Origin of the sequence: Shewanella indica, assembly GCF_033842865.1 — a bacterium.
Lineage (GTDB): Bacteria > Pseudomonadota > Gammaproteobacteria > Enterobacterales > Shewanellaceae > Shewanella > Shewanella indica.
On record NZ_JAWXXR010000001.1, the window covers coordinates 2155854 to 2179921 of the forward strand.

At 54.8% G+C, this 24068-nt stretch carries 17 protein-coding genes and 1 pseudogene; 11 read left to right on the forward strand and 7 right to left on the reverse strand.

The window, feature by feature from the left end:
* Positions 1-22: 22 nt before the first annotated feature.
* The gene (locus SIL79_RS09775; protein WP_319619215.1) at positions 23-946 is read left to right on the forward strand and encodes a cation diffusion facilitator family transporter; all 924 of its coding nucleotides are present in this window, start codon (positions 23-25) and stop codon (positions 944-946) included.
* 1 nt (position 947) lies between these two features.
* On the opposite strand, the gene SIL79_RS09780 is transcribed toward SIL79_RS09775, so the two are convergent.
* Both SIL79_RS09780 and SIL79_RS09785 read right to left on the reverse strand, forming a co-directional pair.
* Positions 948-1529 carry a TetR/AcrR family transcriptional regulator gene (locus tag SIL79_RS09780; protein WP_143078327.1) on the reverse strand — a complete coding sequence of 194 codons (582 nt, stop codon included), beginning with the start codon at positions 1527-1529 and terminating at the stop codon, positions 948-950.
* A 73-nt stretch (positions 1530-1602) separates the two neighbouring features.
* On the reverse strand, positions 1603-2154 hold the full coding sequence (locus SIL79_RS09785) for a carboxymuconolactone decarboxylase family protein (RefSeq protein WP_052248157.1): 552 nt from the start codon (positions 2152-2154) through the stop codon (positions 1603-1605).
* Between the two features lie 552 nt (positions 2155-2706).
* Here SIL79_RS09785 and SIL79_RS09790 point away from each other — a divergent pair.
* From SIL79_RS09790 to SIL79_RS09815, 5 genes and pseudogenes are all read left to right on the forward strand, one after another.
* Complete coding sequence (locus tag SIL79_RS09790) at positions 2707-6384, forward strand: DUF4132 domain-containing protein (RefSeq protein ID WP_319619216.1); 3678 nt, start codon at positions 2707-2709, stop codon at positions 6382-6384.
* Between the two features lie 66 nt (positions 6385-6450).
* The gene (locus tag SIL79_RS09795; RefSeq protein WP_146509387.1) at positions 6451-7503 is read left to right on the forward strand and encodes an AAA family ATPase; all 1053 of its coding nucleotides are present in this window, start codon (positions 6451-6453) and stop codon (positions 7501-7503) included.
* Complete coding sequence (locus tag SIL79_RS09800; protein WP_162207075.1) at positions 7491-9701, forward strand: DUF5682 family protein; 2211 nt, start codon at positions 7491-7493, stop codon at positions 9699-9701. The genes SIL79_RS09795 and SIL79_RS09800 overlap by 13 nt, the downstream gene beginning before the upstream one ends.
* Before the next feature lie 302 nt (positions 9702-10003).
* A pseudogene (locus SIL79_RS20685) lies at positions 10004-10784 on the forward strand (VWA domain-containing protein).
* A complete protein-coding gene (locus SIL79_RS09815) occupies positions 10781-12562 on the forward strand; it encodes an SWIM zinc finger family protein (protein ID WP_319619219.1) in 1782 nt (593 codons plus the stop codon). Before SIL79_RS20685 ends, SIL79_RS09815 begins: the two are co-directional and overlap by 4 nt.
* A 96-nt stretch (positions 12563-12658) precedes the next feature.
* Here the strand turns inward: SIL79_RS09815 and SIL79_RS09820 are convergent, their stop codons facing one another.
* The 3 genes from SIL79_RS09820 to SIL79_RS09830 all read right to left on the reverse strand — a co-directional run bounded on the left by SIL79_RS09820 (position 12659) and on the right by SIL79_RS09830 (position 16013).
* Positions 12659-13333: a TorF family putative porin gene (locus SIL79_RS09820; RefSeq protein ID WP_039034812.1), complete on the reverse strand. Its 675-nt coding sequence runs from the start codon at positions 13331-13333 to the stop codon at positions 12659-12661.
* A gap of 15 nt (positions 13334-13348) precedes the next feature.
* Complete coding sequence (locus SIL79_RS09825; RefSeq protein ID WP_039034811.1) at positions 13349-14698, reverse strand: hypothetical protein; 1350 nt, start codon at positions 14696-14698, stop codon at positions 13349-13351.
* Between the two features lie 343 nt (positions 14699-15041).
* Positions 15042-16013 (reverse strand): LysR family transcriptional regulator, encoded by a 972-nt coding sequence (locus SIL79_RS09830; RefSeq protein ID WP_083399724.1) that lies wholly within the window; start codon positions 16011-16013, stop codon positions 15042-15044.
* Between the two features lie 313 nt (positions 16014-16326).
* Between SIL79_RS09830 and pnuC the strand changes: the two genes are divergently transcribed.
* The 4 genes from pnuC (at position 16327) to SIL79_RS09850 (ending at position 19363) form a co-directional block, all read left to right on the forward strand.
* Positions 16327-17058 carry a nicotinamide riboside transporter PnuC gene (gene pnuC / locus SIL79_RS09835; protein ID WP_274380979.1) on the forward strand — a complete coding sequence of 244 codons (732 nt, stop codon included), beginning with the start codon at positions 16327-16329 and terminating at the stop codon, positions 17056-17058.
* Complete coding sequence (locus SIL79_RS09840) at positions 17058-17789, forward strand: nucleoside phosphorylase (protein ID WP_071475506.1); 732 nt, start codon at positions 17058-17060, stop codon at positions 17787-17789. Before pnuC ends, SIL79_RS09840 begins: the two co-directional genes overlap by 1 nt.
* A gap of 62 nt (positions 17790-17851) precedes the next feature.
* Complete coding sequence (locus SIL79_RS09845) at positions 17852-18529, forward strand: Crp/Fnr family transcriptional regulator (RefSeq protein ID WP_071475505.1); 678 nt, start codon at positions 17852-17854, stop codon at positions 18527-18529.
* A 126-nt stretch (positions 18530-18655) separates the two neighbouring features.
* On the forward strand, positions 18656-19363 hold the full coding sequence (locus tag SIL79_RS09850; RefSeq protein WP_071475504.1) for an MliC family protein: 708 nt from the start codon (positions 18656-18658) through the stop codon (positions 19361-19363).
* A gap of 53 nt (positions 19364-19416) precedes the next feature.
* Here SIL79_RS09850 and SIL79_RS09855 read toward each other — a convergent pair whose 3' ends face one another.
* The gene (locus SIL79_RS09855; RefSeq protein ID WP_039034806.1) at positions 19417-19881 is read right to left on the reverse strand and encodes a YhcH/YjgK/YiaL family protein; all 465 of its coding nucleotides are present in this window, start codon (positions 19879-19881) and stop codon (positions 19417-19419) included.
* Positions 19882-20095: 214 nt separating this feature from the next.
* Positions 20096-22489, reverse strand: a complete 2394-nt coding sequence (locus SIL79_RS09860) for a TonB-dependent receptor plug domain-containing protein (protein ID WP_319619220.1) — start codon at positions 22487-22489, stop codon at positions 20096-20098.
* 438 nt (positions 22490-22927) lie between these two features.
* Between SIL79_RS09860 and SIL79_RS09865 the strand changes: the two genes are divergently transcribed.
* Positions 22928-23983, forward strand: a complete 1056-nt coding sequence (locus SIL79_RS09865) for an alpha/beta hydrolase (RefSeq protein WP_319619221.1) — start codon at positions 22928-22930, stop codon at positions 23981-23983.
* The last annotated feature ends 85 nt before the right edge of the window (positions 23984-24068 follow it).

Consider the following 24068-nt stretch of genomic DNA (forward strand, 5'->3'; position numbering starts at 1 on the left):
CCCTTTTATAGGGAAACATGCTATGCAAAAATCTTCTCAAGAATGGCAGGCACTGGCGTTGGAGAATACGGGGCACTTCCACCAAGATAACCCGGATCATGGCGGTCGTCTGGGATTGGCGGTGATCATCAATATCTTACTCACTCTGGCGCAGTTGTTTGGTGGTATTTGGGCTGGTAGTTTGTCATTGATTGCCGATGCTCTGCATAACTTCGGTGATGCCATAGCAATCTTGATAGCTTTAATTGCCCGTAAATTAAGTCGGAAAACCAGTCACCCAGGGATGAGCTACGGCTATAAACGCGCCGAAGTGCTGGGTACCTTTATCAATGCGGCAATCTTATCGTTGGTAGGTGTGTACCTTGTCTATGAGGCTCTGCAGCGTTTCTGGAACCCGCAATGGAGTCAGCAGGCTGTGGACGGTTTGCTGATGTTTTGGCTGGCTGCCCTGGCTTTGATTATCTATATTGGCACTGCTATGTTGACTTATGGTGTCGGGGCCAAGGACAAGATGAATATCCGCGCAGCCTTTGTTCATAATGTATCGGATGCCATGGCATCAGTGGCTGTGTTGGTAGCCAGCGGGCTGATTATCCTTTACCAATGGTATTGGGTCGATCTCCTGGTCACTGTATTGATCTCTGTTTACGTGATCCACCATGGCGCACTGCTATTGGCGGAGTCCGGGCGTATTCTGATGCAGCAGGCTCCGGCTGACTTGGCTCCGGAACTGTTGCAGGAGCAATTGGCCGCCAGACCTGAAGTGGTCAGAGTCGAGTCGATGCACCTGTGGCGTTTGGATGAGAAGCAAAACGTGTTGACTGCGGTGGTCTACCTGGAGCCAGGGTTGGACAGTGTATCGCCCTTGGCGCAGCAGCGGCTCAGATGTTGGTTGAGCCGGCGCACTCAGGGGGCAGAGATAACGCTTGAATGCAGGTTTGCCTGAATCAGCAATCGTCGGCGCCGAGCATGCGTTGCAGTAATTGGCTTAGCCTGGTTATTGTTTCTTGTGGTGTGGCATGGCCGCAGGCCACGGCATTGGCGACTTCATTGATGGCACCATGGATGGCCCAGTACAGCAGTTTACTTTGTGGCGCCGGCAACTGGATGTAATCGGCAAAGAGTTCGCTGTAGAAATCGGTGAAGAAGTCGCGAATATCTGTAGTGATGTTCTGATACTCAGGATAGCCGCGCAGCGCCGCAACTATCGCCTCATACTCGGGGCCGCAGCGTACGGCGCAGTCCAGATAGGCGCAGCAGACCAAAGTGCAAAGCTCTGCCAGCGAGGTTTTTTGCTCCGCTTCGGCTTGTTTCACCGCCTCGACAAATTGACTGTCGTAGTGGCGGTACATCTGTGCCAACAATCCTTGTCGGGTGGCGAAGTGACGATAGGTCAAAGGCTTGGTTACTCCGGCTCTTTGAGCCAGGGTGTTCAAGGTCAGCGCATCGGTACCGGCTTCGCGGACAATCTCACAGGCAACTTCGAGCAACTGTTCCCGGCGCTGATCTTTGAGCATTCTCTTCTTCACGTATCCCCCACAGATAGCTGATTGAATTTAAATTGAAAAAGCGGCAATGCATAGCATTGTCGCTTCTCTTTTGTTACTCAGTATAGGGTTGCAGTGGAACCTTTGGAAAGTCGATTTTTGGCTGCACTGTGTTGTTAACCCAGTTGCTGAAGTTATTCAGACCACTCCAGGCGCAGACTTGCATCACCTTGGCCTCACTGAACCCGGCATCCAAACAGGCCGTTAGCAATGAGTCCGGCAGTTTGCCTCTGTGTTGCAGCAGTGCCAGGGCAACATCCAGCAGCAGTTGATCTTCGCTGTTATCGGCCTTGCCTTGCTGCGCCTTGATGCAGGCGTCGGGGCTGAGTCCGGCACGTTTTCCGGAAAAGCTATGGCCGCTGACACAGTATTCGCAGCCGTTATAGTTGGCAACCGCCAGGGAGATCATCTCCCGCTGGGCCAGGCTCAGCAAACTGTGCTCTTCCAGATTGGCCTCAAACTCCAGATAGCCCTTCATGACCGCGCCATCTATGCCCAGGGCTGAATAGAAGTTGGGGATCACTCCGTAGCGAGCCTTGATCTCCTGCAATATGGGTTTGGCCAGTTCATCGGCATTGTCCAGAGTGCACTTGGTTAACCTTTCCACACTAAAACTCCTGTTGCTGTTATTGGCCGTTTACGGCTTAAGCGCAACGGCAAAAATACCAAGCTGTGCCGGTCGGCTGCTTTGCCTGTCCTCGAAACGGATGTCCTTGAAACGGATACCCATGAAACGACAGCCACTAACGCTTGGTTGACTAAGTTACTTATGGTAACAAGCGTAAAGTTACCATTAGTAACTTTTGTTTGCAATCTCCAGCCAGCATGTTTTTCAAACAAGATTTGAGACATTGACCATGACTCCTTGCCGGATATCGCTGATTTTGTTGTTGGCGTGGCCTAAGACGCTGGCGGTTTCAAGGCCAATCAACCGCACTCTATGGGTAATATGGCGTCATCCCGGGGAGGCTGGATCACACTTGGCGGCATTGAACTGTAACTGAGTGTTTTGTAAGCGATATTGTTTTTGTGTTTCCGTTAGAATTGCCCTTCCTCGTCCGAAAAGGAGGCTCGGCCGCCAGCTTAAGCAGGTGTTTACTGAATGTCAGCTATTGGGGGAGGGAAGACATATTTGCTAATGACTCAAGGAATATGAGAGATGCTGGACGTATTAAAAAACAAGCTTGAAGCCTTCACTCGCCCCAATACAGACAAGTTACTGCTAGACGCTTGCCGGATTATTGATGAGCAGCAAACCGGTTTGGCACAAGCCGTCAGTCAGTATATTTTGAGCGGTGAACCTGTGGCGTGCCTGTCGCAGCTCCAGCAGCTCAGTGCTAGAGAAACACTGGCGCGGCCGGGTGTTTCCTATGGTTACGGACAAAATGATGAGCGGCTGGTTCAGGCCCGTGATGCCATTAACCGGTTTGTGGCAACCGGTGCCTGTAATGAAGCGGCCGTTATGCGCCGTCTCGGCTTGGTGTGTCATGCCTGCAACCCCGACATAAGCATCTACGGCGTGCAAAACAGCTCGAGCGGCTGGCTCAATGGCGTGCTGATGCTGTTCAAAGAGTTGGCGGAAGAGTATTACGGTTGCCGTTTGGCGGGCAAAGATCTGCCCAGTCGTGACTATCTTGCTTCGCTGGTCGCGCAATATGAACACCCGCCCCATGAGCTGGAAGCCTTTATTCTTGAAGGTTCTGACTCTTATTATCACGATACATTCCGCACCGCGCTGAGGAAGAGTACCGACTGGCTCAAGCTCAGTGAAGATCCTGAATATCTGCAGCTGTTGAAACAGTTGCATTTCAGCGGCCGCGAAACCTTTTGTGCTTTGCTCAATAAAGCCTGTCAGACCCTGTCACAGGCGCAGCTGCCGCTGGTCATGGCGTTGGCCGCCGATGGTTCGGCGACTGTCCGTGAAGAGGCCCTGAAACTGCTGAAAAAGAGCTCGCAACAAGAGCTGCTGACGTTTCTGGAGCGGGAATTTCCGGGTGCCAAGGCGGCTACCCGTGGTCACTGGCTGGTTGTGGCCGGCCGCTATCCTGAAGCGACCCCCTTGCTGCAGCGCTGGCACAGTGAAGAGAAATCCGCCACGGTGAAAACGGCACTGGCGAAAATGCTGGATAACACTACCCGGCAGCAACAGAGTGAGCAGTTCAGCTGGGATATTCCGGCCGTTGCGGCCATTGATAATAAGGTCAAAGTGCCTGAAGAATGGCTCGGTCTGTGTGAAAAGCAGTTGGTTAAAGAGATCAAAGAGTTCGAAGAAGATATCGCTGCAGCGGAGCACCCAGATGCCCCCAGCTACCGAAAAAGTTATTTGGCCGACTACCGGAAAAGTCTGCAGCAGTGGCAGCAGATCAGTAGTGCCAAGCTGCAAGCGGCGCTGATGGATCTCGAAAATGGCCGGCAATCATCTCTGTCAGGGTTTTATTCTCTGATCAGCCACGCCGATCTCGACGAGCACCCCAAAGCCTGTTTGCGGCTTATTTTGCGGATGGAACGTCATGAGCTCTCCTGCCATTCCTGGGAACGTATGCTGGGGCAGGAACATATTCTGAAAAGTCTGCAGGGAATGACGGATTTACGGCAACTCTTGAGCCTGTGCAACCAAGAGAATCAACCCGCCGCGGCCTTGGTTGAAGCCCTGTTTGGTTACGAAGGCCGCGAAGATGACTGGTTGCCTGCCGCCTGTGAACAACTGCTGATCTGGCCCTTCTTTGCCGAAAACCCCGACTATATAGAGCATGGCCTCAATGGCCGGGTGCTCAATGGCACCTATCGACACGATGCCAATCAGGTATTGATACAGACCTTGGCGATTCTGGCCGAATTTCCCAAGCTGCCGCAGCACTGGCAAAGAAAGGTTCATGAACATGCCTTCCATGGTCGCAAAGCCATACAGGCGGCGGCTCAGTACTGCGCCGAACGCCACGGCGCCGATATCAGCCTTATCACTCCCGAACTGGCCTCCGGCAGCAAGGATAACCGGGTACTGGCCGCCACTTGGCTGGGTCGCCTCAAGGCGGCTTCGGCGCAGGAGGCATTGAGTCAGGCGCTGAATAAAGAGAAAGATATGCCAACCCGGGTGGTGCTGCTGGAAGCCTTGTTGCAAACCGGCGCCGATATCAGCCAGTTTCTCGGCAAGGAAGCGCTGCTGGCCGAAGCCAAGGCCGGCCTTAAAAAGGCGCCACCCAAGTCGATGGATTGGTTCCCGCGTGAATCGCTGCCCGCATGCCGTTTTGAAGATGGCAACGCGGTCGAGCCCGAACTTGTGTTCTGGTGGGTAGTCTTGGCGGTGAAGCTCAAGCAGCCTCAGGGCAACCTATTGCTGAGTCACTATCTGTCGCTGCTGGATAGCGAAAGCCGTCAGCGTCTGGGGCATTTTATTCTGTCGGCATTTATCGCCCAGGATACCAGTGGTCCTTCGGATGATGAGGCGCTGGCATACGCCAACGCTCACCAACATCAACAGTTGCAAATTTTCCAGCAATGGGCCCGGTATGACTGGGGTAAAGAGTATCAACACAAGACCCTTGAGGATGCGTTTCAAACCTGTTTTGCCGAGAAAAAGAATGAGCTCTTGGGCTCGGCCATCAAAGACAAGGGGATGTTGGCCCTGATCGCTGGCGGCGATGCGCAAACCCTGCTGGGCATGATCCAACCCTTTATGAAGAAGCGCTATGAGCGGCGGGCACAGATAGAGGCCATGTTACAGGCCTTGGCCAACTCGGACGATCCTGTGGCGATTCAGTTTCTGCTGAGTATTTCGCGGCGTTATCGTACCAACTCGGTGCAGGAGCTGGCACGGGCGCAAGTCAGTCAAATTGCGGCCCGTAACGGCTGGACTCAGGATGAGCTGGCGGATCGCACTGTGCAGACGGCCGGGCTCGAACATCTGACCCAGCCCAGCCCGTTTGAATTCGGCAGCCGTACTTTGGCGCTGGCACTCGGGGACGACCTCAAGCTGAGATTGCTCAACGAAGAGGGCAAGCTGCTCAAGAGCCTGCCGCAACCTCGGCAGACGGACAACGAAGGCGATATTGCCGAAGTGAAAAAATGGTTCAGCAACTGCAAGAAAGAACTCAAGCAGGTGGTCGAACAGCAAAGTGCCAGATTGTATGAGGCCATGGTCACAGAGCGGCATTGGCTCGCCGCAGACTGGCAGCAATACCTGCATCAGCATCCGGTCATGTATCGGCTGTTGCAGCGCACCCTCTGGCAGGTGGAGATTGATGGTCAATGGCAAACCTTCAGACCCACGGAAGACGGCGCCTTTATCGATATTGATGATGAAGAGCTGCAACTGCCCACTGCGGCGAGCATACGCCTGGTGAGCGGTAACCTGTTACCGGCGGCAGCGCTGGATGCCTGGCGTTCACATCTCAAGGATTACAAGGTCAAGCCGCTGTTCGAACAACTGCGAAGTGCCGAAGTGACGCTAACTGAAGGTCAGGAGGCTCTCAATGACCTGCACGGCCGGATGACCGACTGCTATACCCTGCGAGGCCTGTTGACCAAGAAAGGTTATCAGCGCGGCGAAGCGGAAGATGGCGGTTTCTTTGATCACTACTTCAAGCGTTTCGATACCCTGGGGCTGAGAGTGGAGTTCGGCTTCAGCGGTAACTGCGTGCCGGAAGAAAACGAGGCCGCCGCCATCTATGACATCAGGGTCATGGAGCGGACCAACCCCCGCGGCCGTTATGCCCGCTACCGTAAACTGCCGTTGGCCGAGGTGCCGGTCAACCTGCTCAATGCCATCGCCGTTGACTATCGTGAAGTCGGCGACAAGTGTGTGGCAGATCCGGACTGGGAATCGAAACTGCCCTGGTAAAGGTCGATAACGGATGGATTAGGCTGCTGCCTTGGCGGTGGCAGCCAATAAGGAGAAGCAAACAGGATGGAACAAGTCATTCGGGCTTATGCCGAGCAGCGTTATCAGGATGAATTGCAACGCTTGATGGCGGCCGACAAGGGGGTTATTCCGCCGGGCTGGGCCATGTCGGCCGGGGCGGTGCGACGTTTTATCTGCGGCGATGCGGCGCTTGATATCAGCCGAAAATACTACGGGGAAGATGCCCTGGTGGAGCGGGCCATTGTCAGCCTGATGGGCAACAATGGTCTGATGCTGGTCGGTGAACCCGGTACCGCCAAGTCAATGCTTTCTGAGCTATTGAGCGCCGCCATCAGCGGCAGCAGTGAGTATCTCATTCAGGGCACAGCTGGCACCACGGAGGAGCAGCTCAAGTACAGCTGGAACTTTGCCCTGTTGCTGTCCGGTGGCCCCAGTCTGGAAGCCCTGCTGAAAAGCCCAGTCTATCAGGCGATGGAGCAGGGCAAGCTGGTGCGTATTGAAGAGATCACCCGCTGCCCGCAGGAGGTGCAGGATGTGCTGATCTCGCTGATGTCGGAAAAAAGCCTCAGTATCCCCGAGCTGGGCGTCTCGATTCAGGCCAAGCCCGGCTTCAACCTGATAGCCACCGCCAACCTGCTGGATCGTGGGGTCAACGAGATGTCCAGCGCGCTCAAGCGCCGTTTCAACTTCGAGACAGTGCCTGTGCTCAGCGATCCTCTGCTGGAGCGCCAGCTGATTTTGGCTCAGGTGAGCCAACGTCTGGCGGACAGCGGCCAACAGGTGCAGCTGGATGAAGCGCTGGTGGACTTGCTGGTGCGGGTATTTCACGACCTTCGCAGCACAGTCGGCCCGCAGGCGATGGATGCCACTCTGTCCACGGCCGAGGCGGTTAACATAGTGCATGGCTGTGCCCTGCACAGCCTCTATTGGCAAGAGCCCATGAGTGCCGCCCAGTTGGTGCAGCAGATGCACGGCACGCTAATCAAGGACAAGGCCGACGATGTGAAGAAGCTGGCTCATTACATGGATGTGGTCGCCCGTGAACGCCAGGGCTGGCAAGCCTTCTTCCAGGCAGGAAAAGCGCTGTGGATGAGGTGATGCTCCTTAGAGAGGAGTTTGGCGAACTGCTCAAGGCCGCCGCGGCCGATCCCGGGGTGTGCTGGTTGCCGCTGCGGCATCACAGCCCGGCCTGCGCCGCCATGGCGCTGGAGCAGTTGCAGCGCCGGCAGCCCCAGGCTGTGTTAATAGAAGCCCCCGGCAGTTTTATCCGCCATCTGTCGCTGCTGCAGCGCGATACTGTGGTGCCGCCTATTGCCATCTATCAGAGTGGCAGCTACTACCCTCTGGCCGAGAACAGCCCGGAGTGGCAGGCGCTGCGCTGGGCGACGGCGCAGGGCGTTGAGGTGATCTTCATCGATCTGGATGAAAAGGCGCAGGAGGGCGGAGTAAGTAACCGTTGGAGTGATAGCCGCTTTTTAAGCTCGGACTACAGCCGCCGCCTACAGCAGCAACTGGGCTGCCGGGATGCCGACGAACTCTGGCAGCGTTTGTTTGAACAACAAAATTTCGCCTCGGCCGAGAGCTTCTTTACCCAGGTATTGCTGTTCTGCGCCGCCAGTCGTGCCTGCTTTGGCACAGACAGCCTGGAAGAGATGGGCGATCTGGCCCGTGAAACCCAGATGCGGGCCCATATCAAGGCGGCCCGCCGCCGCTATGAGCGAGTGGCCGTGCTCACAGGTGGTTTTCATACCCCGGCGTTGATTAACTTTGCCGATGAGGCCGAGGCGATCGTCGTCGATGACACGCAAGACAGCTTTGTGATCCGTTTCAGTGACGCCTTGCTGGATGCCCGCAAAGGCTACGGCGCCGGTATGCCTTATCCGGCCTTCTGTCGCTGGCAGTTTCAGCAGCGGCAATTGAACGCCGATGATTGGTTACTCTACCTTCTGGAGCAGATGCCGCAACTGCCGCTGATCTATAAGAAAAACTGCTTTGAGCATCTGCAGGCCCTCTGTCGTTTGCGTGGCTTGGCGCGCCCCGGCAGCTATGATCTGCTGGATTCTCTGGGCAGTTGCCTGATTAAACAGCAGCTGTCGGCATCGACACTCGAACCCTGGCAAAAGGTGCTCAGCGGCGATGCCCTGGGGCAGTTACCGGCCGACCAACCCAGTTTACCGCTGGTGGAAGAGGTGTTGGCGCTATGTCGCAAGGCCAGACTGCAGACGGATAAACCTGGACGCTGCCACTTCGATCTCTACGCCATGACGGACAAGCATATTGAGCGCCGTCGCCTCCTGTGTCGGCTGCTGTTTGTGGGCAGCGGTTTTGCCAGGCCACAAAATGGCATGCCGGTCATCCGGCAATTGAAGTTCAACCATCGCCACGAACATTGGAACTATCATTGGACTCCGGCGGTGGAAGTGGCACTGGCCGAGAAATCCAGTCTGGGGCTACGTCTCGAGCTGGTGGTGAAACGGCAGCTCAGTGAGTTGCCCCAGGAGGATTTGCAGCAACTGGTGGAAAAACTGGTGTTGGCACTGCATCTGGGGATGCCGGAAGAGCTGAGCGCCCATGCCATTGCGCAGCAGATAAGCCAATGCAGCGACATTCAGCAACTGGCCAATAGCTTTATGACCTTGCTGGCGGCAGCGCATCATCCACTGTTTGCCGATATTGAGCTGCTGGCTTACCAAAAAGCCCTGTGGCATCAGGTCGGCTTTCATTTACCGGCAATCAACCGTCTGAGCGATGAAGAGGCGCTGAAGTTACTGTTGGATCTGCAGAGCGTAGCTGTCTTGCATCAGGACGAGCTCGAGTCTCCCTGGCGTGACAGACTGCGCTGGTTGACAAGCCATAACGCCCATCGACCCGTGCTCTATTTTGTCCTGCAGGCCTTGGCTATCGAGCTGGACAAGTTGGACCCGGCGCCACTGCTGCAACAATTGCAGCTGCAAAACGATCCCTTCCCTGTGATTGAGGCGCTGCTCAAGGTGGTGCCGCACTGGTTGCGGCAAGACCATGGCCTGTTGCCCATGCTGAATCACTGGCTCAGTGAGCTGAGTGAGGCGCAGTTTATCGACAAGCTACCGGCCATGAGGGGCTTGTTCTGCGCGCTGGATGCCAGAGAGGTGGATGAGCTCTGCCGCCGTTTGCTGCAGCTGAATCAGTGGGATAACGGCCTGAATTGGTTGCAATACGGGATATCTGAACAGGACTTTCAACAGGGGCTGGCGCTGGAGCAGCAGCTGCGCAGTGACCTGGAGCAACAAGGATTGAGTCAATGGATGAGCAACTGAAGCAGCGCTGGCGTCTGGTGTTGGGGCGCTACGCCAACGCGCTTGATACCCGTCTCAGCGCCCGGCAACAGCAACAGGATGAGGTGTTGCAGCAGCTCTATCAGGAGGGCCAGCTGCAGCGTGGCTTCAAGGTAAGCGCGGGCTTGGGGGAAAGCGAGTTGGCAGTGACCAACTGGCTGGAGGCGGCGGAGACTCTGTTTCCCCGTTCGGTCAACGACAGGCTGCAGTCCGATGCGGTCGAGCGCTTTGGGTTGCATCAGGTGTTGGAGCAGCCGCAGGTGCTGGAAAAGATCACTCCCAGTATGGGGGTGCTGAAGCAGTTGCTGAAACTCAATGCCCATCACAAGCCGGCCATTCGGCAACAGGTAGAGCGAATTATTCAGGGAGTGGTCGAGGAGTTGCTGCGTCGCCTGCGGCCGACCTATATCAACAACTTGAGTGGCAGGCTCAACCGCCAGGCCCACAGTCCGGTGAAACGGCTGGCCAATCTGGACTGGCAGACCAGTATTCGCCGCAACCTCAAGCATTTTGATGGCGAGAAGGTCTGTTTCGAGCGGGTCTATTTCCATGCCCGTCAGCAGCACCAATTGCCCTGGCACATAGTGCTCTGCATAGATCAGTCCGGCTCCATGGCGACTTCGCTGATCTACTCGGCAGTGATCGCCGGGATCCTGACCCGCTTGCCATCGGTGAAGTTGTCGCTGGTGGTGTTCGACACCCAGGTGGTGGACTTGAGTGAGCAGGCCCAGGACCCCGTGTCTGTGTTGCTGAATTGCCAGTTGGGCGGCGGCACCCTGATCTCCCAGGCCTGGCGCTATTGTCAGCAACTCTGCTCCGAGCCGGGTGGCAACCGTGTCCGACTTTGAAGAGGGCGGTTCGATGCAGGCCTTACTGGCCCAGGCTCAGGGGATGATAGACAGTGGTATCAAGATGTTGGGGATGACCGCCATGAATCACGATGCCGAGCCTTTCTACAGCACTTTTAGCACCGATAACCTGCAGCGCCTGGGGATGGAGATAGGCTCACTCAGCCCGGATAACTTTGCCGAATGGCTGGCGCTGACTATGGGGCTACGCCGATGAATGAAACCATACTCACCAGCCTAGGTAGTGCAGGTTTGGTGCGCCGGGCCCGCAAGGCATTGGAGAAAAGCCAGCCGCAGATGCAGGATTATGGCTTTGAGTTTGAAGGGCAAAAGGGGCAGCTGGATTGGGATAACCCGCTCGCCAGTCGCTGCGATTGCGGCGCCTCCGACCTGTGTAAACACATAGTGGCTGCGGCGCTTTATCTGCTGGAGCGGCCCGCATCCCCTGAGACTCGCACCGAAGATCCGCCCCGGGTGGAACTCCATCTGGCCGAGCTTTTGAATGATGCCGGCAAGACTCAGGTTCGCCGTCTGTACCAGCAGAGTCAGCGCCGCTGGGCGGTGGATATTAAGCTTGCGCAAGGCACAGTCTGCGTCGAACTGGAGGGGCAGCAGCTGTATTTTCGGCGTGTACAGGGGCTGCAGGATATTATCTGCACCGAAGAGGCGCAGCGTTATGCGCTGCTCGCCGTCTGGCTCTATTGCCAAGAACAGGCCATCGCCTTTGAATGGCCGCAATGGCTGCTCGATGAGCAGGCGCAGTTGCAGTATCTGGGGCAGCAGAGCCGCGATCAGTTAAAGCGCCGTTGTCTTAAGTTGCTGGAGCAGATGACTGAGCTCGGCATCGAGAGGTTGCGGCCCTCGTCCCTGATAGAGCTGGAACTCCTGCTGGTGCCCATGGACAGGCAAAATCTGCCACTGACCGCTTTGAAACAGCTGCATGGCACGCTGGAAAAATATGTCTCGGGCCAAGGCGTCAGGGACCGAAAATTGCTGCTCAGCTGTCTGGCCCGCTCCTTGGCGGCCCTGGAAGGCAGCCAGGCTCAGACGCAAAGACCCTATCAACAAGCGCCGGAGCAGGTGCTGGGGCTGGGCGCTTTTCCCTGGCAGAGCGAAGGGGGCGCCCATGGTGTGACTCAGGTATTGCAGGATGAGCAGGGGCGTTTTATCACCCTGGCCGAGAGCCGCCCCAAAGCCGAGCAGCGGCTGGATTATGCCAGCGTATTTCGCGGTCTGCCCATGCTGGCAGGCGCGCCGTCGGCCCTGGGTTGGCAGGGTAAGACCCAAGCCCTGGCTCAGGCCGAACTCAATGCCTGGGGGCGCCTGCGGCGTTTGCAGGATACCCGGGTTTACCCCGCGACCCAGCCGCTGGAGCCCGTGAGTCTCTCTGTTGCCGACGAGATAGACTGGCAACAGGAGTACCTGTGTTTCCGGCCGAGCGGTCTCTACCTGAGTGGTTTCAATCAGGCCAGTCAGTGTATGGAACTGCATTATTGGGACAGGGAGCAGGCGCTGCTGAGTTTCTCGCTGCCTTACAACAAGTTGAGTCAAAGAGCCGTGACCAATCTGGAGTTGCTGGGCGAGAGGGTACCCGAGCTGATAGTGGCGCGCATCGAGCGCACTGCCAGCCACTTATACCTGCGACCTGTGTCCCTGCTGCTGGATAACTGGTTCAGCCTCTTTTTCGATACCTTGCCCCAATCCGGCGATCAACAGCTACTCGCGCAGGCGCTGGCCGAGCCTTCAGCCCCCCAGGCGCCGCAGCCGCGCCTGGGCCTGATGCAACAAACCCTGCATGGGGTGCTGAATGAGCTGGCCGATGGCCTGCCGGCACCAAGGCCAACATTGGCGCAAAGGGCCGAGCGTCTCGGGCTGATGACGCTGAGTCACAACCTCAAGGGAGCTAAAGCGCGGGACTATCTGCGCGCCGCCTATTGCGCCGAGAAAATGCTCGCCATGTGTCTGATCAAGCCGGTGCATTACCCGGAAGGCTAGGATGAACCTAAAAAAAGCCCCGCTGCAGGGGCGGGGCAAGAGTTTGGGAGTTGCTAATTATTATTATGGTGAGGAATTAGTCGTTAACTAGCTTGATTAGAAGTTGAACGCGAGTCCTATCATATAGTGGTCGTGCTCAAACTCCTGATAACTGGCTTCCAGCAGCAGATCCAACTGTGACAACAGGGGATAGCTGTAGCGCAGTGCCAGATCGTAGGCGCTGTTTTTAAGCTCCCCCTTATCTTCAAAGCCCATGGTTTCGGCATCGAAGTAATAGCCGCCATGGATCACCAGTTCGCCATATTGGGCCAGCGGCAGCGCATAGTTGGCCTCGCTGTACCAGGTTTCAAAGTCCTGATCATAGTTGAGCGCCAAGTTTAAGCTGTTGTAGTCCATGGACAGTGTGTATTCGAGATTGGAGTGATTGTCACCATAGGTGTAACGCATGGCATTGAAGCCAAAGCCCAACTCGTCGTTGACCGTCAGGTAGTAACCCGCGTAGTAGTCGATTTCATAATCTTTCTCTATGCCCTCATCGCCTTGATACCTATAGGTTTCAAAGGCGACTCCGGCATAGAAACCGGTTTCATGTTCCAACATGATATCGGCCTGCAGTGAGGGTTTGTCGTCGCTGATGGTCAGGCCGCGCCACAGATAGTTGCTCAGCCCCATGATCACTCCTGAGGTCTGAAAGGCGCTTTCCTGGGCCTGCGCGTATTGCATACTGCCAAGACCGCACAGCAGTAAACTGATTATCATCTTATGTTTCATATTCGGCTCCTGGGCTCAGTGTTTGGGTAAACGTTCTTTAGGGACTATCCATTGGCTTTCTGAGACGGGATCTGTTTCTCCTAGATGAACGTCACTTTCTTTGAGGAAGATATCCTCATCAGTGTTGTGGCAGTTTTCACACATGCGCCCACTTTCACGTGCCTGCTTGGTCGCCAGAGGGTTCTTGGCGGTAAAGTGAGTAGAAAAGGGCACCCAATAGGATTTGGTGGCCGGATCTTTGAGATCCACCTTGACCCCGGCATCGATACTGATCCCGGCCGAATGGCTCAGCGGAATCAATTTGCTGTTTTTATCATTGGCTATGCTGAGACCCAGCTTGATGTTCTGCTCCGGAGTCTCGGCAGTCTTGAGACTCTGCCAGTTGCCCAGAGACAAGGTGTCGTCCTGGTGGCAACCGAAGCAGTTGCTGTAGGGCTGGGTGTGGCAGGCGGTACATTTCAGCTTGGCATTGTGATCTATGGGAGAGGCCTTACCGCTTAGAAGTTCGGTGTGATCGGCGACTTTATCCTGGTGGCAGTCTTCACATTTCACCACGATAATGTCGCGTTTCTGAGTCTGCTCATAGGGGCCGGTCTTGTTACTGTTCGGGCCTTCGCTGTAGAGTCTGCCTTCGGGGATCTGCTTGATGTCCCGACCGTGGAATTCCTGCTGTGCACTGTGACAGTCGATACAGCTCATATTGTGCTTGGTGACGTGCACATCTTGCTCTTTGTGCTGCTCGGCATTTTCATAGTGACAGGTTTCACAGGTCTTGACCGGATCCGGTGTACCGATAAAGGCGTGCTTGTTCAAAAGGCCGCCACCGGCGAAGTCGGGAGCACTGACATGGCACTGGCCGCAAGTTGCGTGGCAACTGGCACAGCCTTCTTCGCCGTTGTGCATCTGTTCAAACAACTGGGCCCGCTCTGGGGTCTGCTGCAACCTTTCCATCAAGCCCTTGGCAACGCCATTGACAGTGAAGTGCAGTGAGTGGCGGAAGTTGGTAATCATCTCCTCACCATGGCAGTCACCACAGACACTGCCGCCATCGGCACTGGGATCGGCCAGAACGCCTGGGTGCCAGGCTCTGCCCTCTGGTTTGTCGGCCTTGCTGTGGCAGTCGCGACAGCCGAGTTCGGCATGACTGCCCATATCTGTTTGGCTTACCAAAAGTTGCAGAGATTGTTGCTCGACGGAGAGCGACTCTTTTTCCAACTGATGTTGCTTTATCAGCGCCTGTAATTTGGCTTGATCACTGTGACAATTCAGGCAGCTGTCTGCCGCCTGAACCCCTTGTCCCAGCAGACAAAGGAGCGCAGCCAACCCTGCCGAATATGTGGCCATATTCAGTATTTTTGGTTTCATCTTGTTATCCCTTAGGTAATAGCTCCCCCTGACAAGAGCGAACTCTTGCCATGTTCATTCCGGGAGACTTTTTGTTATGAGTTGGGTTTTCCTGGGAAGGTGCGAACAAGCCTCATGTGTGCTCTGCGTCGGCTTACAGGCCTGGATGCAAGGCGTGGTTCGCAGCAAATGGCCCTAGTCCTTTGCAAGAAACACAACACAGCAGGCAGGTCCGTAAGCCACGCCCTTCGGGGCTTTCACAGTAATCGGCTTTCTGCGTTATCCGACTTTGACAGGCCCCGGCATGCCTTCAGTCAGATGCCTTGAACGCCAATTGCTGTGTAAGCCAGAGTGCCACTAGGACTTATTTGCACCTTCCCCTATTCCATTCGCTTTTCAGCTCTCTGATCAATACCTCCTTAAGCCAGTCTCTGGCCTGTGATTTATTTAGATCACTGACCACGACATAATGGCCTATATCTCTGTTGGTGTTTATTTCGCTTAGCAGCGTCTCACTTATTTCGAGAGGCAGTTTTCTATAAATAAGATTGGGAAAGCTGGCGATATAATCTGTGGTAAATAGATTGCAGGATATGGAGTAGTAAGGCATATCCAGCAGTACACAGGCGAGGCTGGCCAGACTCCCGGTAGAGCCGGCAATGACACAATCCTGGTTGCGCCGTCTGGCTGCCGAGACAATTAAAGGCTCGGGTAGGTCGCAGAAATTATCCATCTCATAATAAGGGTATTTGAACAGGTCTTCCAAAGTCACCTGCACATTATCCTGCAAGAAAGGATGTTTACGGCTGCCCAATAAATACAGGTTTTTCACTTCGGCAAATAGATTGCCCTGTAAATGGGCGCCGGTATAACTTTCTGACATCACGGCAATATCTATATTGCCGTTTTCCAGTTCTGTGGTGTATTCGTGGGAAAGAATTCGAATATCAAAACTCATGTCAGGAGCGAAAGGACGTACCTTATTATTGAGTATTTTGTGAATAATCGGACTGAAGTCATCGTAAACGGAAATAACAAAGTGCTCCCGTGACTTGGCCGGTTGATACTCGGTGAACTGATTTTCCAACTCCTGATAGCGCTGACACAACTCCCTAATCATGGGCAGTAATTGACTTGCTTTATGGGTGGGAATAAAACCACTGGCACGGCGGATGTACAGGGTGTCATCAAAAATTTCTCTGAGCTGCTTGAGGTACCTGCTCATAGCAGAATTGCTTATCCTCAAGGCATGGGCCGCATTTTGGCAATTTCTATGCTCATCTATGGCGATAAGCACCTGCATTAATTCATAGTCCAGTCGTTTTATATCTTTCATAGCTGGGTAAGTGCTTCCAAGGTATGTCCGAATAATGGCGGGATAACTAACAGGGGAAAGTGAACTGAGTCACATCTGACTTGAGTGAGTTAACCAAAATGTTACATAGCGCCCAATGTTGCCGAATCGAAAAAAGCGAATCCCAAAAGTGGAAAAACTCTATTGTGAACCTCTGTGACCGGCATGGACGTCGTGCTGAAGAGATCAAACAATTGTGTGCTGTGACTTAAATCAGCCAAGGTGGACAAATGTCCTTAACTTGAGCTTTGCCATCTGCTTACATTGGCCCAAAACACAATAATGCAAGGAATAGATGATGGATATTGCCGCTTGGTTTGATATCAACAATACTCTGGTGAACATTCCCATTGGCAGTGGCTATGCCATGTCATGGATTGAAGCCGTGGGCACAGTATTTGGTTTGCTCTGTATCTGGTTTGCCAGCCAGGAAAAAACGATTAACTATCTGTTTGGGTTGGTTAATGTCACTCTGTTTGCGATTATTTTTTATCAAATACAGCTCTACGGCATCTTGCTGCTGCAGCTGTTTTTCTTCTGCGCCAACCTCTATGGCTGGTATGCCTGGACCCGGCCGGATCAGCAAACCGGCGACACCCTCAAGGTGCGTTGGCTGTCGAAGCAAAAACTGGCCTTTACCGCGGCGGTCTCAGTGCTGGGCATCGGCCTGATGACTGTCTATATCGATCCGGTATTTGCTCTCTTTGCCCAGGTCAGTGTCGATACGCTCAACCTGTTTGGTGCCGAGCTGGCCCAGCCAGTGCTGGAGCCGGATGCTTTCCCTTTTTGGGACTCAGTAATGACAGTGCTGTCTGTGGTGGCGCAAATTCTGATGACCCGAAAATATGTCGAGAACTGGATCCTCTGGGTACTTATCAATGTGGTCAGTGTCGGCATTTATGCCGCCCAGGGGGTTTATGCCCTGTCGATTGAATACATCATTCTGCTGTTTATTGCCGCCAACGGCACCCGTCAGTGGATGCGTACCGCCAAAGACAATGGCAGCCGTCCGGCGGAGGCTTGCTGATGAGCGCCGATAAACAGCCGCATATCTGTCTGTCTCCGGCGCAGGTGAGTGAGCGGGTGATCCTTTGCGGTGAGCCACAAAGGGTCAATCGGATTGCCGCGCTGTTGGACGATGGCCGGTTGCTGGCAGAGAACCGCGAGTTTCGCAGCATGGGCGGATTTTACCAAGGCGTGGCTGTCACTGTTTGCAGCACAGGCATAGGCGCACCATCGGCGATTATCGCCCTGGAAGAGTTGTATCAGTGTGGCGCCCGCCGTGTTATTCGGGTCGGCTCCGCCGGCGCGCTGCAGCCGCAGATAGCCTTGGGCGAGTTGATTCTGGCCGAGGCCGCAGTGCGCGATGACGGTGGCTCAGCTTGTTATGCACCGCCCGGTTACCCGGCGCTGGCGAGTCGGCAGCTTATCAATGCCATGGCGGCCTATTTGCAGCGCCGCGATTGCCGCTTCCACTCCGGCATAGTGCGCTCACACGACAGTTTTTACCGGGATGATGAGCTGGAGATTTGCCGTCATTGGCATCGACTCGGAGTCTTGGGGGCCGACATGGAAACAGCCGCGCTGCTGACGCTTGGCCGCCTGAGAGGCCTGGAAGTGGCTGCGGTGCTCAATAATGTGGTCTTGTATGGTGAAGATGTACAACAGGGCATCAACCAGTATGTCGACGCCGATAGCGCCATGATGCAGGGGGAGAAGCTAGCGTCTTTGGCGGCGCTGGAGGCGCTCTGTTGTTGAAGTTTGTGCCCGTAAGGCTGATGGGCTAGCATGAGCCATCATCTTTACGGGAGCTTGTTGTTATGCAGCTGCAACCATACAGCACCGGGCGTTTCAGTGCGCATCTAAAGCAGTCTCACCAGGCGTTTTGCGACGCCATGCTCGAGTGCTGCGTCCAGAACCAATTGCTGCAGGCCGGTGAAGATCTCTTGTCTCAGGGGCGGGAGTTGACCCATATGTGCCTGGTGCCCGAAGGCCGGGTGTCGATGAATATCTGCGCCGTCAATGGCCGCAGGTTTCAATTGGGGGAGCTGGATTGCGACTGGCACCTTTTCGGTGAGATGGAGTTCTTTACCGCCACCAGTTGTCAGTGGAGTGTGGTGGCCGAAGAGCCGATGGAAATCCGCCGGTTATGCCTGAAGAAAGTCAGGCAGATGCTGCTGCAACAACCCGAATTTACCCTCTTTTTTGCCAGCGCCCTGGCCTGGGATTATCAGGACTCGCTGGATATCTACACCAATAGGCTCTTGCACCCCATCAGCTACAACATCGCTTTCGATCTGCTCAGGCGTCAACACGAAGAGGTGATGCTGGGTTCCTGTGGCAGCCCGGATCAGGAAGCGGAGCGATTCGGCACCTCAGGCCGGGTCTATCGCAGGGCGGTAAAAGAGCTTATCGACAAGGGCCTGGTCATAAAACAGGGCGCCTTGCTGAAAATTGCCAACCTGCAGGCATTGCAGGATTTTGTCGATAAGGCTTAGTAGCCAACTTATTGATCTGACATTTAATTCAGTCAGCGGACAGGCGACGGGTTTTAGACTAGGATTAGTTTGCGCAAAGGCTTTGGCAGCCGCGAGTAGATCTAGCGAGAAGATTAAGGAGCAAAAATGAGTTTTGGGACAGTTTCACAGGCAGGACTTGTACTGGCGTTGGTCGCCGCGGCGACGCTCAGTGGCTGCGGGCAGCAGACACTGGATAACAGCCAGGATGTTGCCGCCGCATTGGCTACAGGTGATGGCTCAACCTCGCCCCAGGCAACAGAGCGGGAACTGCCGACATTTGATTGCAACGCCTTGGGCGAGCGGGCTTCCAGTATAGAGATGCTTATTTGTCAGGAACCCGAGCTTGCCAAGCTGGATCAGCAGCTGGCCGAAGTTTATGCCAAGGCCAGTGACAAGGCGGTCAATGAACAGCCACCCCTGCTCAAGGCCGAGCAGCGCGGCTGGATCAAGGGCCGCAACGAATGTTGGAAGAGTGAAGACAAGCTGCAATGTACCAAGGATTCATATCAAAGACGGATAGTGGAGTTGCAGTCCCGTTATCATTTGGTGGAGTTTAGCGGCCCGGTATTCTTTGCCTGTGACGGCAACCCGGCCAATGAGTTGGTGACTACTTTCTTCGAGACAGAGCCGGCAACCATGATTGCCGAGCGCGGTGACAGAAGCATTTTGATGTTCAGTGTGCCAAGCGGTAGCGGCGCCAAGTATCAGGGCGGTGACTACAGCTTCTGGGAGCATCAGGGCGAGGCCAGGGTGACCTGGGGTTATGGCGCCGAGGAGATGCTTTGCAAGCCCACACCCCAAGACGATAAATAAACCACTGACCCCAAAACGCCCGCAATCGCGGGCGTTTTACTGCAAGTGCTCTTTTAATCCAACAGTACTTTTACGACTACCTTGCGGACAGCAACGGCCTTGGCCAGCGTACCCGGCATATGCATGTCTCCGGGGAAGAAAATGGCAAACATGCCGGCCTTCAAAGGGATAAATGCCGCGGCTTGGCGGTTGGATTGATAATCAAACTCGGCATAGTCGTGCGTCTCATGATAGGGGCGACTGGGCGTTTGGGCTCCCAGCGGCAGGTAGCCAAACTCCTCTTCACCACTGACCACATACTGCACGTCCAGATAGCGTCTATGTACCTCGAATGGCTCAGTCTCTCTGGGCTTGGTGTGGTAATCGTTGACTATGGCAAACAGCTTTTTACCATCCAGTTCATAGCTGCCGGGGGCCAGTTGGCTGAAGTCTGTTGCGGCCAGATAATCCAGGGCTGCCTGAATACGCGGGCCCAGCACTCGGTAATGGCCACGGTTGGCCAGAGTATCCACTATCATTTTGTATCTTCTGGGGAAAGGGGTTGGCTCAGTATAATAGCATTCCTGCTGGTAGTTTGATCTCTTTGAGAAGCAGCAGGCGCCTACAGGCGCTTGAGTTGCCAAGCGGCAGATATCAGCGGCATCAGCGCCAAAAAGCACAAAGGCCGGCGATATCGCCGGCCCCCATGTTTCCCTGCAAATATGTTTCCCTGCAAATGTGTTTCCCGGTAAATCAGTAGCTGTATCTGGCTTCGAGGAAGTAGTAACCGCCGTTGAAACCAAAAGGTGTGTTGGTCAAGGGGTAGACGAAGATCCCGTTGAAGTTGTTGTCGTCCGGACGTTTTTCCGGATAGGTATCGAACAGGTTCTGCACCCCGGCGGTGAAGCTCAGGCTATCTGTGGCCGCATAGGTCAGCGACAGATCCACGGTGAACTTACCGTCGTACTCCACGTCTTCACGGGAATAACCTATGGTGTAGGGGCCAAAGTAACTCAGGCGCAGATTGGTCTTGAAGTCGCCCAGGCTGTGGGTCAGCCCCAGGTTACCTGTGTTCTTCGGATTGGCCTTGGTCATCCGGGTCTGCTCTATACGGTCAAACAGCTGGTCTTCCAGGCCATCCAGAAGGTTTGGCAGATGAATATCGCGGATTTCCGTGTCGTTATAGGCATAGGCCAGGCTGGCGCGCAGATCGCCGTAGCTGCCGAGATCAAAGTCCTGGGTCACCACCAGATCCACACCTCGGGTGCGGCTATCGACGGCATTGATAAAGAAGCGTGCCGACTCGGCGTTGGTACCGGCCAGTGCATCTGCCACCACCTGGGAGTCGGCTGGTGTCAGTGAGCTGGAGAGCACGATTCTGTCATCTATGCTGATCTGATAGGCATCCAGAGTCACCGCCAGACCGGAATCATTGGTGTATACCAATCCCAGGCTGAAGGACTCTGACAACTCGGGTTGCAGCTTGCCTACCTGCAGCGCCTGGGTCACGGAAGACAGGTTGTTGAAGGTGCCCGACTCGGTCGGTACCAGCTGGCCTGTCACGGGATCCGGGTTGAACAGGGTCGAGATATTGGTGAAGTACAACTGCTGCACGCTGGGGGCACGAAAGCCGGTGTTGGCAGTGGCTCTGAGTGCCAGGTTGTCGGTCAGATCGTATCTGGCTGCCAGCTTCCAACTGGTGTTGTCACCAAAGTCGGAATAGTCTTCATAGCGCACCGCGGCGGCCCAGTAGAAGTCGTCGGTCAGTTGGTTTTCCACCTCGAGATAGACACCTATGTTGTCTCTATCCTCATCTACCGCCGATTCTGGGGTAAAGCCGCCGAAGCCTTGGCTGCCACCGGCCTTGTTCTGATAACCGCCATTGATATAAGAGGCTTGCTCTCCGGCTTCCACCTGATAAGCGTTCTGGCGCCAGGCTGTGCCCATAGCGACCAGGAGCTCTGAGTCATTGTAAAAGTCGAAGTAACGTGAGGCATCCAGAGTCAGGTTCCACTCTTCGGTGGACAGGGTACCTGCGTTGAATTCGGTTTGGCTGCCGGGGCCCAAAGAGGCGTTGAGTGTGTTCTCGACCCGGTACTTAAAGCGGTTCTTGCCGTATCCGGCCGAGGCATCCAACTGCCACTCGCCCAGGTTAAATTCATAACCCAGCAGCAGCGACTGATCTGTGATCTTGGGGGTTATCTGCGGCAGGAAACCATCGGGATAGATTTCGGTAACATTGCGGCTATCCAGTGGACGGCGGAAGAAGGCGCCGGAGCGGGTCTCGCGCTGGCTCAAGCCACCGAAGGCGTACAGTTTGCTGTCATTGGCAAACTCCTGAGCGGCATTGAGAAACAACCCCAGGTTGTCATATTCGGCGTCACCCACATGGTGATTCTTGCGGTTAACGGTTTGTTCGCGGGGATCCGGGCTGCCATCGGCTAGCAATGGATATTGCTGACGCGGATCCAAACCGGCGCGATTGGTGCTGTTCTTGTGATGTGCTTCCAGCGACAGATTCACAAAGCCAGTGTCACCTATGCTGAGGCCGTGGTTGAGGCCGACACGCCACTGCTCGCCATCACCCTGATAGGTTTGACCGGCTTGGGCCGATACCATGCCACCTTCACTGTTGTCTTTGAGCACTACGTTGATCACCCCGGCTATGGCGTCAGAGCCATATTGGGCCGAAGCGCCATCACGAAGAATTTCGATGCGTTTGATGGCCGTCATAGGGATGGCGTTCAGGTCGACGTTGGAGGAGCCCTTGCCCACAGTCCCTGAGAGGTGGACCAGTGCCGAGCCATGATGGCGTTTGCCGTTAACCAGCACCAGGGTATGGTCCGGTGACAGGCCGCGCAGACTGGCGGGACGCACCGCATCTGAGCCATCGGTGACCGAGGAGAAGGGGAAGCTGTAGCTAGGTGCGGCAAACTGCAGCGCCTTGGCGGTTTCCGTCATGCCAGTGGCTTCAAGTTGTTCGGCCGTAATGATATCGACCGGTGCCACGCTGTCGGTGGCGGTCCGCAGGGCGATACGTGAACCTATGACGGAGATGGTTTCGATACTGGGCTGCTCTTCGGCAGCAAAGACGGCAGGAACAGTCAGTTGACTCGCCACTGCCAGTGAAATAAGAGCTAAGCGCATACGACCTCTTGAATGATTCAAAACTGCATTTTTATTGCGCGGATAGTAGCATTGTTACAATTGATGCATTTAGACGTAAAAGTGATAACTCAGAGCGCAGCGTTCTAGAAACATTTGGTTTTTTCGAGAAAATTTTTTCCTGAACTTGGTGGTTTGGGGAGCTGCCTATTTTGGCGATATGGTGCTGATATTGGGTTTGTTTGGGGTTTAATTGTCTGTTTTGCTTTTATTTATACAGTAGTTTTTGAGTTAACAGCCTATTTATGACTATCTCTACTTTCAAATCTGTCTTTCGAGCGTTTTCTTGGACATTTAAACAAGGGCTATCCCGGCCGTTTTCGGAGCCGTCGGGAGGAGGGGAAATACTGAGTCAAACTTGGTTGCCGTGCAAGGCTGCGGTATCTTGCCTGTGACTTTTGCGGCTCAGGGAGTGACTTTTTGGCTAACTTACGATTTCTTGCCGGTACAGACGCCCATCAGACATTGATGGAACAGGGATTAAAACCCGAGCATTTTACTCAACTATTGGCGGCATCCGGTGGTCCCAAATGGCTGGGGATTGCCGGGCTAGATAAATACCTGTTTGGTGAGTTTTTCAAACAGAGGCAGACTCCGCTTTACACTCTTGGCGCTTCATCTGGCGCCTGGCGTTTGGCCTGTCTGGCTCAGGCAGATCCGCTGGCGGCTTATCAAAGATTGGAACAACTTTACATAGGCCAGCGCTATGAAACCCGTCCGAGCCGGGAAGAGGTCAGCCGCCAGGTCCGCGGTATAGTCAGCGGGATTTTAGGCACCAGCGGCGCCGAAGAGATCCTCAAACAGCCGCATATTCGCAGTCACATAGTGGTATGCCGCGCCCGTCACTTGAACCGCGCCGGCAGCAAGTTGGCGCTGGCGGCAGGCCTGGGCGCTACCGCCATGACCAACCTTGTCAGTCGCCGCACCTTGGGGTGGCACTTTGAGCGTCTGGTATTCGCCTCTGCCATTGAGGGTTCCCCCTTCGCTCAGTTGAAAGATCTCCCGGGAGACAGCGCCTTGCTCAGTAGTGACAATATCGAAGCCGTGTTGCTGGCTACAGGTTCTATTCCGTTGCTGCTGTCACCGGTAACCGAAATCCGCGGCGTGACCAACGGGCACTTCTATGATGGCGGCATCACCGATTACCACTTCGACCTGCCGCTGTCATGGGCGCCGGGGTTGACCCTGTATCCGCATTTTTACCCCCATATGGCGCCGGGATGGTTCGATAAATCCTTGCCTTGGCGCCGGGCCAAGCGCCGTTATCACAATGCTTTGGTGTTGGCACCCACAGAGGAGTTTGTCGCTTCGTTACCCTATGGCAAAATTCCAGATCGCAAGGACTTTGAAACCTTGGATAGTGCCAGTCGAATTCAATATTGGCGCCGCGCCGCCGATATGAGTAACAGATTGGCTGATGAATTTGCCGAGGTATTTCTCGGCGGCAAAATAGCCCAAAGGCTGGAGCTTCTATAAATACGCTTGCAACAAAATCCACTCAACGCCTGTCTAACTCATTAGCAGATCTAAGGACTAGCCTAAATTGCCAATGGATGAAATT